The organism is Streptomyces sp. RLB3-17, from assembly GCF_007113425.2.
Classification (GTDB): Bacteria; Actinomycetota; Actinomycetes; order Streptomycetales; family Streptomycetaceae; genus Streptomyces; species Streptomyces mirabilis_D.
Genome location: NZ_CP041610.2, coordinates 6,136,701 through 6,148,774 on the forward strand (window position 1 = coordinate 6,136,701; position 12,074 = coordinate 6,148,774).

The window sequence follows — 12,074 nt, forward strand, 5'->3', positions numbered from 1 at the left end:
CAGCGGATACACACTCCTGGTGGTGGTGTCCGTGCCTTTGCCTGTGGGGGTTGCCACTGACCGCCCGTGATGGGGGAGGATGGCAGCATCCGTACGAAGGGAAATACACGGTGAGCATCGACCCGTCCTCGATTCCGAATTTCGGGGGCCAGCCCGAGCCGCAGCCCGGCGGACCGGCGGGCCCCGTCGTCCCGGATCAGGACCTCGTGAAGCAGCTCCTGGATCAGATGGAGCTGAAGTACGTCGTCGACGACGAGGGTGACCTCGCGGCGCCGTGGGAGGAGTTCCGTACGTACTTCATGTTCCGCGGTGAGGGCGACCAGCAGGTCTTCTCGGTGCGGACGTTCTACGACCGGCCGCACCAGATCGACGAGAAGCCGACTCTGCTGGAGTCCATCGACGACTGGAACCGCCGCACGCTGTGGCCGAAGGTCTACAGCCACACGCACGACGACGGCACTGTCCGCCTGATCGGCGAGGCACAGATGCTGATCGGCACCGGCGTCGCCCTCGAGCACTTCGTTTCGTCGACGGTCAGCTGGGTGCGGGCCGCCATCGAGTTCGACAAGTGGCTCGTCGAGCAGCTCGGCCTCGAGCAGGAAGTCAACGAGGCGGAGGAGAAGCCCGAGGACGACGAAGAGGAGTAGTCCTCCCACCAGGTTTTACAGCGGCGTGTGCGCGATGACGACCAGATACGCGCCGTAGGCGAACGAGAGCCCGGCCAGGGCGCCGACCACCAGGACGGCGTGCCAGGGCCGGGCTCTTGCCGTGCGGACCAACGCCCGGGCCAGCGGCAGCAGCAGCGGGAACGCGGGCAGCAGGAAGCGCGGCTTGCACTCGAAGAACCCGGAGCCGCCGAGCGCGATCAGCAGCAGTACCCCGCTGTGCACGAGCAGGGGCAGCGGGGCACGGTCCGCGATCAGCAGCGCGTACAGCAGCATGGCCGCCGCCACGACCACCATCGTCATCGGAAACACGAAACGGTCGCCGTGCGTCAGCAGATGCCGGACGAAGCGCAGTGAACCGGCGCCGAAGTCGAAGCGCGAGCCCCACAACCGCTGCACCTCGAAATAGCCGCCGAGCGGATCGCCCTCGCGTCGGCCCACCCACAGCACATAGCCGCCCCAGCCGACCGGCGCGAGCGCGGCGCCCGTCCACAGCCTGTGGGAAACCCGTCCGCGCCGCCGCCAGACCTCGCACGCCGCCGTGGCCAGCACCGCCGCGGCCACCGCGAGCCCGTTCGGCCGCGACATGCCCGCGAGCGCGGCCAGCGTGCCCGCCCACAGCCAGCGCCCGGTGAGCACCGCGTACAACGACCAGGCGGCGAAGGCGGTGAGGACGGGCTCGGTGTACGCCAGGGACAGCACGATCGAGTGCGGGAGCAGGCCCCACAGCACGACCAGCGCGGTGGCGACGGCGCGGCCGTGCAGCCGGGCCCCGATCGCGTAGATCCCGCAGGCGGCGACCGCGGCGGCGGTCCAGGCGACCAGCAGCCCCGCCGCGCCGCCGCTCAGCGCGGTCAGCGTCGTGACGACGCGGATCAGCCCCGGATACAGCGGGAAGAACGCCAGGTCGCTGTGGACGACGGTGGTCCTGAAGTACTGGGTCCGTCCGTAGCCGTGCGCCGCGATCCCCAGATACCAGAGCGAGTCCCAGGATCGCCCGAGCAGGGCGAGGGGGCGCTTGCCGCCCGCCCAGGCGGTTCCGGCGAGCACGAGAACGCCGACGAGTCGCGCCGTCGCGAACAGCGCCAGCGCCTGCGCGAGAGGGGGCAGGCCGTGCGCGGGGCGCGTCGGACGGCCGCGCCCCCCGTCTCCGGGCTTCGGGGCGGCGGGGGCCGGAAGGGTACTGGCGTGGGTCACACCCGAACTGTGCGTCCCTTACGGGGTATTTGCGAGCTTTACACGCCTGGGAGGGTGCGGTTTCCCCCACTTCGGCGCGCCGTCCCCACCGTCCCGGGCCGCCGTGCTACCAGGCCGCCTTGAGCCGCTTCGCCGCCTCCTCCAGCACCTCGGTCCGCTTGCAGAACGCGAACCGCACGAAGGGCGCGCCCGCCTCCCGGTGGTCGTAGAAGACCGCGTTCGGGATGGCGACGACCCCGGCGCGCTCCGGGAGCGCGCGGCAGAAGGCGAAGCCGTCGGACTCGCCGAGCGGCCGGATGTCGGTGGTGATGAAGTACGTGCCCGCCGGCTGGAAGACCTTGAACCCCGCCTCCGTGAGCCCGGCCGCCAGCACGTCCCGCTTGGCCAGCATGTCCGCACGGAACGCCGCGAAGTACGTGTCCGGCAGCGCCAGCGCCTCGGCCACGGCGTACTGGAACGGCCCCGACGCCACGTACGTCAGGAACTGCTTGGCCGACCGTACGGCGGCGACGAGGTCCGGTGTGCCCGTCACCCAGCCCACCTTCCACCCCGTGAAGGAGAAGGTCTTCCCCGCGCTGCCGATGGTGACCGTCCGCTCCCGCATCCCCGGGAAGGAGGCCAGCGGCAGGTGCTCGGCCTCGTCGAACACCAGGTGCTCGTACACCTCGTCCGTGATGACGAGGAGATCCCGCTCGACGGCGAGCTTCGCGATCTCCCCGAGCTCCTCGCGGGTCAGGACGGTGCCGGTCGGGTTGTGCGGGGTGTTGACGAGCAGCAGCCGGGTGTTGTCGGTGACCGCGTCGCGCAGCTCGTCGAGGTCGAGCCGGAAGCGCCGGTGGGTGACTCCCTCGCGGGTCTCCTCGTGCGGGCGCAGGGTGACCGGGATCCTGGTCCCGCCCGCCATCGCGATGCTGGCCGCGTACGAGTCGTAGTACGGCTCCAGGGCGACGACCTCGTCACCGGGCTCGACCAGCGCGAGCAGCGACGCCGCGATGGCCTCCGTGGCACCGGCCGTGACGAGCACCTCGCGGTCCGGGTCGTACGCCAGCCCGTACCGCTGCTTCTGGTGCGCGGCGATCGCCGTACGCAGCTCGGGCACGCCGGGGCCCGGCGGGTACTGGTTGCCGCGCCCGTCGCGCAGCGCCCGTACGGCCGCCTCCCTGATCTCCTCGGGCCCGTCCGTGTCGGGGAAGCCCTGGCCCAGGTTGATCGATCCGGTGCTCAGGGCCAGGGCCGACATCTCGGCGAAGATCGTCGTGCCGAACTCGGCGAGTCGGCGGTTGAGGAGGGGGCGGCGGCCGTTGGAGGTCATGCCGGTCATCCTGCGCCGAAGCTCTGGACTTCCTCAACTTACGTTCATGATTCGGTACCTGCGCCGGTACCCAAGGCGCCCTCTCTTTCCCAGGGGCGGACGGCAGAGACTAGACGCGGTCCTGAAAGACGCAGCTCCACACGTGCGTGCCCGCGACGCTGCCGTCGGCGCGTACCGCCTCCAGCGTGTAGAAGTGCGTGGTCCCTCGTGCGGCCGTGGTGTCCGTGTAGGCACGGGTCCCCGTCGGCAGCAGTCCGGCGTGCAGCGGTTCGTACGCCTTCGTGGCCGCGTTCCATCGGTTGACCCGGTAGCCCGCGACGCTGTCGCACTCGCCCGCCTTGTCGCACCCCCAGTTGATGGACGGCCCCTTCACGCCGGGTCCGCCGATCAGGGTGTCGTAGCCCATGCTGCCGAGGTCCCAGTCCCGGGTGACCGTCACGGACGGCCGGACGTCCAGCTCGGTGGCCTCGACGACCGTGACCTTCGAGTCGCTCGGGGGCAGCGCGTTGTCCCAGCGGTCGTTGGCGACGACCGCGTACACGGAGGTCTCGCCGTCCGGCAGGTCGCCGCAGAGGACCGCGAGCGGGTCGCTCGTGCCCTCCGTGCAGGAGGTGGAGCTGAGCCACTTGACGGTGCCGTCGGCCTGCCGGACGCCGTTCCAGGCCGTGTAGCGATCTACGTCGTCCTCGGTCGAGGCCGCCCAGCTCACCAGCACGCCGTCGGCGCGCGGGGTGGCCTTCACGCCCGTGACCGGGCCGGGCGCGACGCGGTCGCCGGTGCGGACGACGAGCGGGGCGGACAGCTCCGACTCGTTGCCGGCCGGGTCCACCGCCACGACCGCGTACGTCACGTACGTGCCCGCGGGCATGCCCAGGTCGTAGCACTTCCCGCCGGTGCTGGTCTCGTCGCTCTCCTCGGCGCAGGTCACGCGGGTGAGCGCGGCCGGATCGAGGGTCTTGCCGGTCGAGCGGTAGACGCGGTAGGTCCCGCCGTTGTCGAAGTCCTCGTAGAAGCCGTCGGGCTGCTTCCAGTACACCTCGGTGTAGCCGACGCGGACGACGGCGCCGAGGGAGGTCGGGGACATCGGCGGCGTCCGGTCGACGCCGTCGCCGGTGACGGCGGCGTACGCCGACGGGTTGCCGAGCGCGTCGAGGGCGCGGACCCGGTAGTACCGGGCGGTGTTCACCGGTGCGTCGGTGCGGTACGACGTCGTGGTCGTCGTGCCCAGCAGCTCGAACGGGCCGGTGGCCGCGGAGGCGGCGTACACCTCGTACTTCGCGGCGTCGGCGGCCCCCTGCCAGGCCAGGGTGGCCCACCACGCGTCGCCGGTGACCGTGAGACCGGTCGGCGCCGCCGGGCCCGTGCGGTCCACGGTCGCGGCGGTGGCGTCGAGGCTGCCGGCGGACTCGCGGCCCGCCTTGTCGACGGCGCGGACCTCGTACAGGAAGGTCTGGCCCGTGGCGGGCGTCGCGTCCACGAACGACGGGGAGGTGAGCAGCGACGGGCCGCCGGCCTTCGCCCACTGGGTGGCGCTCAGCCGGCGGTACACGCGGTAACCGGCTAGGTCCATCTCCTTGTTCGCGGCCCAGCGCAGGGTGGTCTTCGTGGTGTCCCGGTTGTACGCGGCGGTGAGGCCGGTCGGGGCGAGCGGCTTGACCGTGTCGACGGCGGCCTCGGTACGCGGGGCGTACGTGAACGCGGCGTGGGCATAGCCGGTCCAGGCAACGTAGTCCACGCGGATCGCGTGCTTGCCGGCCGGGATGGTCAGGTCGACGGTCTTGCGGGCGGTGGTGGAGACGTTCTTCCACAGGTCGATCTTCCGCGCGCCGTCGACGTAGACGCGCATGCCGTCCTGCGTGGCGGCGGAGAACCGGAAGGGGCCGCCGGAGCCGAAGTCCCGGGTGAGGGACCAGCGGACGGAGAAGTTGTCCTTGGGCAGCGTGACGCCGGTCGGGTCGCCGTACCCGTAGTTCTCGCCGATGGCGGAGTCGCAGGCGGTCAGCTTCGGCGTGCCGCTGAAAGTGGAGTTGCCGAAGTACTGCGCCCTCCAGACGGGAGAGGTGCAGGTGACGGCCGCGGAGGCCGGGGAGGCGGTGATCAGGCCGCCGGTGGCGGCGAGGGTGGCCGTCGCGGCCAGCGCGGTCAGCCGGGTACGAGTCATCACAGAGAGTGGGGCCCCTTCCGGACCAAGTGGGAAACAGGTGAAACAGGTGACGCCTGTGTGACCCATGAGGCGAGGGCAGGGTTGCCCCGCCGCTCACCTCTTGACGCTGCGGAATCCTCTGAACTTCCTCAACTCTGCTTTGCCTGGTGAGACGCGAGGGCATCCCCCTGGCACGCAAGAAGCGAGGCGCCCACGGGGGGTCGCTTCGGGGGAACGAAAGGAGGGTGACGCCATGTTCATCGGCTTCATCCTGGCGGTTGTCTTCATCCTGTTCGTGGTGTCGTTGCGTGCCGCTGTCCGCGGCCGGAAGAAGGTCGGGCTCTCGAAGAGCTCGTCGGGTTCGGCGCGGGGTCGCCGCTCGCGGGGCCGGTCCTCGGACAGCTCCGGCAGCTGAGCCTCGCCGGGGGTGTGGGGCGCGGGGGCGAGGGAGGGGCTTCTGTCGCGGGTCGGTGGGGGCTGGTCGCGCCCGCGCGATGGAGCCGAAGACGTCACCGTCCCGCGCCCCTTGCGGTGCGCCGGGGCGCTTCGTTCCGCGCGCCCCGGCGCACGCCGTAGTTGAACAGTTGAACTGTGGAGCCCTCGGGGGGATGGAAACCCCACGAAGTTGGGTAAAAACGCTGTGACGGCGCCACAGTTCATGATTCCCTCTAAACCACCAAAGCAGCCCTCGGATCGTCCCTTCCCCACAGGGCAGACCGGGCTGACCGGGCCGATCCCCCGGTACCGAGGTACCGACCGGGTGCGCCGGATCCCCACCTCCCTTTTTTGCGTGCTAGCGGAGCCGACCCATGCTCACGACCCTGAACACCTCGTACACCGACACGCGCGCGGCCGACCTGGCGTGGGCCCTGGGGCGCGAACCGCTCCCCGCGCTCGCCACCCTCGACCTCGAACTCGACGGGGCGAGACTGCAGTTGCGGCTCCTCGGCGCGTCCCACCAGGTCCTCCTGGAGGAGGAGCGGGGCAGCTGTTCGGAAACCGTCGCGTGCATCGCCGGCAGCAGCACGCCGCTTCCGCTCGGGGTGGCCAAGCGGGTCGGTGACTGGGAGTACGAGTTCGCGGCGCGCGTCGAGACGCTCTCCTGCGGGTCCTTCGCGGGGCGGGCGCAGGAGTTACTCGCCCTGGTCTCCGACCACCCCAACGGGCTCGCCGGCGTCTTCCCCGGCAGTCCGCACGCCTTCACCGCGCTGCTCGCCCAGCGCCACGAGGGGCAGGTCCACTGGCGTACGTGGCACGCCTACCCGCAGGACGGCCAGTTGGTGGCGACACGCACGAGGGTGGGGGTACGGGTGACGGCGGCGGTGCTGTGAGGGGGGTGGTGCTTCGGCTGTCGTCTCGCCTGTGGTCTCGCCTGTCGCTTCGCCCGCCGCTTCGCCTGCCGATTCGGCAGCCGTCTCGCCTGCCGATGAACTCGTCGTCAGCGCCGGACGCCACACATCGGGACGGCACTTCCACACGTGTGGGTGACGAAGCGTCGTGGTGGCGTGACGTAGCGTTCCACGCGTGATCGAACCGCACGCGCCTGCTCCCCCCGGCGCGCCGCCGTCCTGGGGCGTCCAGGGCCAGGCGCGGCTGCCCGTCCGCCCGGGCATCGGGCGGTTCCTGGTCCTCGCGGGCGTGTTCGTCTGCGCGGCCTGTGGACTCGTGTACGAACTCGAACTCGTCGCCCTCGCCACGTATCTGATCGGCGACTCGGTCACCCAGGCCTCCGTGGTCCTCTCCGTGATGGTCTTCGCCATGGGCATCGGCTCCCTCGCCGCGAAAGGCCTGCGCCCCCGCGCCGCGGCCGGCTTCGGCGCCGTCGAGGCGGCGCTCGCCCTGATCGGCGGGTGCAGCGCGATGGCCCTGTACGCGGTGTTCGCGTGGACCGGCGACTGGGGCGGAGTGTGGACGAGCGGCTCGCGCTACCTCCTGGCGGCCTTCTCCCTCGCCATCGGCCTCCTCATCGGCGCCGAAGTCCCCCTCCTCATGGAGCTGATACAGCGCATCCGCCGCCAGGACCCGGGCGGTGCGGTGGCGGACCTCTTCGCGGCGGACTACGTCGGCGCCCTCGTCGGCGGCCTCGCCTTCCCCTTCCTCCTGCTCCCTCTCCTCGGGCAGCTGGAGGGCGCGCTGCTCACCGGAACCGTGAACGCGCTGGCCGGCGGAGCCCTCGTACTGGGCCTGTTCCGCGGGGACCTGAGCCGACGCGGACGCTGGTTCCTGCTCATCGCCAACGTCCTGGTCCTCGCCCTGCTCGCCGCGGCCGCCGCCCATGTCGGCGACTTCGAACGCGCGGCCCGGCGCGCCGTCTACGGCAAGGACGTACGGGTCGCCCTGCAGACCGGCGTCCAGGAGGTCGTGCTCACCGGCGGCACGCAGGGCCGCCCGCTCGACCTCTTCCTCGACGGACGCCTGCGGGTCAGCGGCCGCGACGAGCACCGCTACCACGAGGCGCTGGTCCACCCCGCGATGAACGGCCCCCACGCGCGCGTGCTCGTCCTCGGCGGCGGCGACGGACTCGCCACCCGCGAGGTACTGCGCGACCCGGGCGTGCGCCGCGTCGACGTGGTCGAACTCGACCCCGGGGTGGTGCGGTTGGCGCGCACCGACCCGGCCCTGTCGGCGCTCAACGCGCACGCGTTCGGCGACCCGCGCGTGCACGTGTTCACCGCCGACGCCTTCGGCTGGCTGCGCGGGGCCGCGTCGACGTACGACGTGGTCATCTCGGATCTGCCCGACCCCGGGATCACGGCGAGCACCAAGCTGTACTCGCAGGAGTTCTACGGCCTGGCGCGCCGCGTCCTCGCCCCCGGTGGCCGCCTGGCCGTCCACGCGGGCCCCGTGTCCTCCCGCCCCCGCGTCTTCTGGACGGTCGAGTCCACACTCCGGGCGGCCGGCCTGCGCACCACCCCCTACCGCGTCGGCGGCCGGGACTCCGGTTTCGCGGCCGGCCCCGACCGGACGGCGGGCGCGTCGAGCGCCCCCCGCGACTGGGGCTTCATCCTGGCCTCCGCCACGGGCACGCCCCTGCGCCTCGACCCGCACGGCCCACGCCTGCGTACGCTCACGCAGCCGTCCCTCACCGCCGACGCTTACGCCGCGTGGCGTACCCGCGTACCCGGTCTGGCCCCCTCCACACTGGTCCATCCGCGCTACGCCGACTGAGACGGCGGACGGACGAATCCCCGGATACGAGGGTGCGGTGCGGGCCGTCCTGGGTAGGCTCGGCCGACATGGAGCATGAGGTGTTCGTTCCGGTTCAGGCCGAACGGCTGAGGGAGGCGCTGGCCGATCCCGTACGGGTGGCCCGGGCGGTCCCCGGACTCCAGCAGGACGCCGGGACGCCGCCCGTCTCCGGGCGCCTGAAAGTCCGCGTCGGCGGCCACACCATCACCTACCGGGGGACGGTCCGGGTCACCGCGAGGGACGACGGTTCGTACGCCGTCGAGGGCGACGCCACCGAGGCGCGCGGCCCCGGCACCGTGAAGCTCGCCCTCGTGCTCACCCTCACCCCCTCCGACGGCGGCACGACCGTCACCATCACCGGAACCACCACCGCGGACGGCCGCGTGGCGGACCTCCCCCCGGACGCGGTCTCCGCGACCACGGGCCGCCTGCTGAACCGGTTCGTCGAGAACTTGGCGGAGGTGCCGGAGACGCCACCGGCCGCGGCCGAACGGGAGCCGGAACGGGAGCCGGAACGGGAGCCGGAACGGGAGACTGAGCAGGGACGGGAGCCGGAGCCGGAGCCGGAGGTTGACCGGGAGCCGGAGGCCGAGCCGGAAGCGGAGGTCGAGCCCGCCCCGGAGGCCGAGCCCTCCGCCCTCTTCGAGGAGGAGGAACCGGCCCCGCCCGCCCCGAGCCGTGTGAACAGGGAGGATGCCGTGGCCGAGGCGGCGCATGCGCGGCGGACGATGATCGGCCGCAGCGCGGAGGAGGTGGACCACGCCCCGCCGCGTGGCCGCTACGCCCCCGTCCCGGCGCCGGAGACCGCCGACGCCCGCGCCACGCTCCGCTGGGCGGCCCCCGCCGCGGCCGTCGCCCTGGCCTCGGCCATCGCCGTCACCCGAGCCCTGCGCAAACGCCGCTGACGGCGCCCTTGGGGGCGCGGGAACTGCGCGACCAGCCCCCACCGTCCCGCGGCCGACAACCCCAACAAGGAATCCGGCCCAGTAGGGTCAACTCCGTGAGTAACGAAGACATCACGCTGACCGCGGGCGACGCGGAAGTGACCGTCACACCCGGCAACGGCGGACGGATCGGCAGTCTACGAATCGGCGACGTCGAACTACTGCGGCAGGGCCATAAGTTCGGCTGCTTCCCGATGGTCCCGTGGTGCGGAAGAATCCGCGACGGCCGCTTCCTGGACGGCGCCACCATCCAGCAGATGCCGCTCAACGCCCCACCGCACGCCATCCACGGCACCGCCCGGGACGGCGCCTGGCGCACCGCCCGCACCGGCAAGTCCGAGGCCGTGATCACGTACGACCTCGTGGCCCCCTGGCCCCACCCCGGCCGCGTCACCCAGCTCTTCACCCTGACCGAGGACGCCTTCACGGTCACCATGTCCGTGGAGACGTACGAGGACTCGTTCCCCGCCCAGGTCGGCTGGCACCCGTGGTTCAACAGGAACCTCGGCCGAGAAGACGTCCAGGTCGACTTCACCCCGGCCTGGCAGGAGGAACGCGGCGAGGACCACCTGCCCACCGGCCACCGCATCGAACCGAAGCCCAGCCCCTGGGACGACTGCTTCGGCATGCCCGACGGCGTCGACGTCACGCTCACCTGGCCGGGGCAGCTGGAGCTGAAGGTGGCCAGCAGGGAGCAGTGGGTGGTGGTGTACGACGAGCAGGAGGCAGCCGTCTGCGTCGAACCGCAGACCGGCCCGCCCAACGGGCTGAACACCCACCCGCGCCTGGTCACCCCCATCGACCCCGTCGAGGCGACCATGACCTGGAGCTGGCGGCGCCTCTAAGCTGGCGGACATGAGTGACGTACGCGGCGCGCTGCTGCAGCAGATCAAGGACAAGGCCGTGGTGCACGGCAAGGTGACCCTTTCGTCGGGCAAGGAAGCCGACTACTACATCGACCTTCGCCGGATCACGCTCGACGGTGTGGCCGCGCCGCTGGTCGGTCAGGTCATGCTCGACCTGACCGACGAAATCGACTACGAGGCCGTCGGCGGTCTGACCCTCGGAGCGGACCCCGTCGCGACCGCGATGCTGCACGCCTCCGCCGCGCGCGGGAAGACGCTGGACGCCTTCGTCGTGCGCAAGGCAGGCAAGGCCCACGGCCTTCAGCGTCGCATCGAGGGTGCCGAGGTCAAGGGGCGCCGTGTCCTGGCGGTCGAGGACACCTCCACCACCGGTGGCTCGGTGCTGACCGCGGTGGAGGCGCTGCGCGAAGCCGGTGCCGAGGTCGTCGCCGTGGCCACGATCGTGGACCGGGACACCGGTGCCGCCGAGGCCGTCGCCGAGAAGGCCGGAGTGCCGTACCTCTTCGCCTACTCCAAGACGGATCTCGGCCTGGACTAGCGCCCGGCACGGGACCCCGCAGAACTCGGGGTCCCGTATCCCGGACAGGGTGTCTGGAGCATCCGGTCAAGTCTGGAAAGATGGGGACGACGATGACGTCGCCCCCCTAGGTCAGGGCCGAAAGCACCAGTCCCGTCGTGCCGCAGCAGCGGTACGCAGACCCGCACATACAAGGAGCGGACAGATGCCCATCGCAACCCCCGAGGTCTACAACGAGATGCTCGACCGGGCGAAGGCAGGCAAGTTCGCCTACCCGGCCATCAACGTGACCTCCTCCCAGACCCTGCACGCTGCGCTGCGCGGCTTCGCGGAGGCGGAGAGCGACGGCATCATCCAGATGTCCACCGGTGGTGCGGAGTTCCTCGGCGGCCAGCACAAGAAGGACATGGTGACCGGCGCCGTCGCGCTCGCCGAGTTCGCGCACATCGTCGCCGCCAAGTACGACATCACCGTCGCGCTGCACACGGACCACTGCCCCAAGGACAAGCTGGACACGTACGTCCGTCCGCTGCTCGACATCTCCGCCGAGCGCGTCGCCAAGGGCGAGAACCCGCTGTTCCAGTCGCACATGTGGGACGGCTCCGCCGAGACCCTCGCCGACAACCTGGCCATCGCCCAGGAGCTGCTCGCCAAGGCCGCCGCCGCGAAGATCATCCTCGAGGTCGAGATCACCCCGACCGGCGGTGAGGAGGACGGCGTCAGCCACGAGATCAACGACTCCCTCTACACCACCGTCGACGACGCGCTGCGCACCGCCGAGGCCCTCGGCCTGGGTGAGAAGGGCCGCTACCTGCTGGCCGCGTCCTTCGGCAACGTGCACGGCGTCTACAAGCCGGGCAACGTCGTCCTGCGCCCCGACCTCCTCAAGGAGCTGAACGACGGCGTCGCCGCCAAGTACGGCAAGCCGTCCCCGTTCGACTTCGTCTTCCACGGCGGCTCCGGCTCCACGGCCGAGGAGATCGCCACCGCGCTGGAGAACGGCGTCGTGAAGATGAACCTCGACACCGACACCCAGTACGCCTTCACGCGCCCCGTCGCGGACCACATGTTCAAGAACTACGACGGTGTCCTGAAGGTCGACGGCGAGGTCGGCTCCAAGAAGACCTACGACCCGCGCACCTGGGGCAAGCTCGCCGAGGCGGGCATGGCGGGGCGTGTCACCGAGGCGTGCGAGATGCTGCGCTCCGCGGGCAACAAGCTCAAGTAGTCACCCGGGTTCC

11 protein-coding genes are annotated in these 12,074 nt (G+C 71.4%); 8 read left to right on the forward strand and 3 right to left on the reverse strand.

The window, feature by feature from the left end; translation table 11 throughout:
• The first annotated feature begins 110 nt into the window (after positions 1–110).
• On the forward strand, positions 111–647 hold the full coding sequence (locus tag FNV62_RS27845; protein WP_054231341.1) for a YbjN domain-containing protein: 537 nt from the start codon (positions 111–113) through the stop codon (positions 645–647).
• Positions 648–662: 15 nt separating this feature from the next.
• Here FNV62_RS27845 and FNV62_RS27850 read toward each other — a convergent pair whose 3' ends face one another.
• From FNV62_RS27850 to FNV62_RS27860, 3 genes are all read right to left on the reverse strand, one after another.
• Positions 663–1,862 carry a hypothetical protein gene (locus FNV62_RS27850; RefSeq protein WP_376224618.1) on the reverse strand — a complete coding sequence of 400 codons (1,200 nt, stop codon included), beginning with the start codon at positions 1,860–1,862 and terminating at the stop codon, positions 663–665.
• Between the two features lie 106 nt (positions 1,863–1,968).
• Positions 1,969–3,183: a pyridoxal phosphate-dependent aminotransferase gene (locus FNV62_RS27855; RefSeq protein WP_143627463.1), complete on the reverse strand. Its 1,215-nt coding sequence runs from the start codon at positions 3,181–3,183 to the stop codon at positions 1,969–1,971.
• Between the two features lie 100 nt (positions 3,184–3,283).
• Positions 3,284–5,335: a PA14 domain-containing protein gene (locus FNV62_RS27860; protein WP_164331766.1), complete on the reverse strand. Its 2,052-nt coding sequence runs from the start codon at positions 5,333–5,335 to the stop codon at positions 3,284–3,286.
• A gap of 235 nt (positions 5,336–5,570) precedes the next feature.
• On the opposite strand from FNV62_RS27860, the gene FNV62_RS27865 reads away from it, so the two are divergent.
• The 7 genes from FNV62_RS27865 to fbaA all read left to right on the forward strand — a co-directional run bounded on the left by FNV62_RS27865 (position 5,571) and on the right by fbaA (position 12,061).
• Positions 5,571–5,732 (forward strand): hypothetical protein, encoded by a 162-nt coding sequence (locus FNV62_RS27865; protein WP_164657643.1) that lies wholly within the window; start codon positions 5,571–5,573, stop codon positions 5,730–5,732.
• 394 nt (positions 5,733–6,126) lie between these two features.
• The gene (locus FNV62_RS27870; protein WP_054231344.1) at positions 6,127–6,648 is read left to right on the forward strand and encodes a DUF2617 family protein; all 522 of its coding nucleotides are present in this window, start codon (positions 6,127–6,129) and stop codon (positions 6,646–6,648) included.
• Positions 6,649–6,841: 193 nt separating this feature from the next.
• Positions 6,842–8,485 (forward strand): polyamine aminopropyltransferase, encoded by a 1,644-nt coding sequence (locus tag FNV62_RS27875; RefSeq protein ID WP_143627467.1) that lies wholly within the window; start codon positions 6,842–6,844, stop codon positions 8,483–8,485.
• 68 nt (positions 8,486–8,553) lie between these two features.
• Positions 8,554–9,411, forward strand: a complete 858-nt coding sequence (locus tag FNV62_RS27880) for an SRPBCC family protein (RefSeq protein WP_143602424.1) — start codon at positions 8,554–8,556, stop codon at positions 9,409–9,411.
• Between the two features lie 95 nt (positions 9,412–9,506).
• Entirely contained in the window at positions 9,507–10,295 is a 789-nt protein-coding gene (locus FNV62_RS27885; RefSeq protein ID WP_143608801.1) for an aldose 1-epimerase, read from the forward strand.
• A 10-nt stretch (positions 10,296–10,305) separates the two neighbouring features.
• Entirely contained in the window at positions 10,306–10,854 is a 549-nt protein-coding gene (pyrE, locus tag FNV62_RS27890) for an orotate phosphoribosyltransferase (RefSeq protein WP_054231347.1), read from the forward strand.
• Positions 10,855–11,038: 184 nt separating this feature from the next.
• Positions 11,039–12,061 (forward strand): class II fructose-bisphosphate aldolase, encoded by a 1,023-nt coding sequence (gene fbaA / locus FNV62_RS27895; RefSeq protein ID WP_060901612.1) that lies wholly within the window; start codon positions 11,039–11,041, stop codon positions 12,059–12,061.
• The last annotated feature ends 13 nt before the right edge of the window (positions 12,062–12,074 follow it).

Coding starts and splice junctions, on each gene's coding strand:
- FNV62_RS27860 (WP_164331766.1), bottom strand. CDS start 5,335: ATGACTCGTACCCGGCTGACCGCGCTGGCCGCGACGGCCACCCTCGCC.
- pyrE (WP_054231347.1), top strand. CDS start 10,306: ATGAGTGACGTACGCGGCGCGCTGCTGCAGCAGATCAAGGACAAGGCC.
- FNV62_RS27855 (WP_143627463.1), bottom strand. CDS start 3,183: ATGACCGGCATGACCTCCAACGGCCGCCGCCCCCTCCTCAACCGCCGA.
- fbaA (WP_060901612.1), top strand. CDS start 11,039: ATGCCCATCGCAACCCCCGAGGTCTACAACGAGATGCTCGACCGGGCG.
- FNV62_RS27870 (WP_054231344.1), top strand. CDS start 6,127: ATGCTCACGACCCTGAACACCTCGTACACCGACACGCGCGCGGCCGAC.
- FNV62_RS27880 (WP_143602424.1), top strand. CDS start 8,554: ATGGAGCATGAGGTGTTCGTTCCGGTTCAGGCCGAACGGCTGAGGGAG.
- FNV62_RS27865 (WP_164657643.1), top strand. CDS start 5,571: ATGTTCATCGGCTTCATCCTGGCGGTTGTCTTCATCCTGTTCGTGGTG.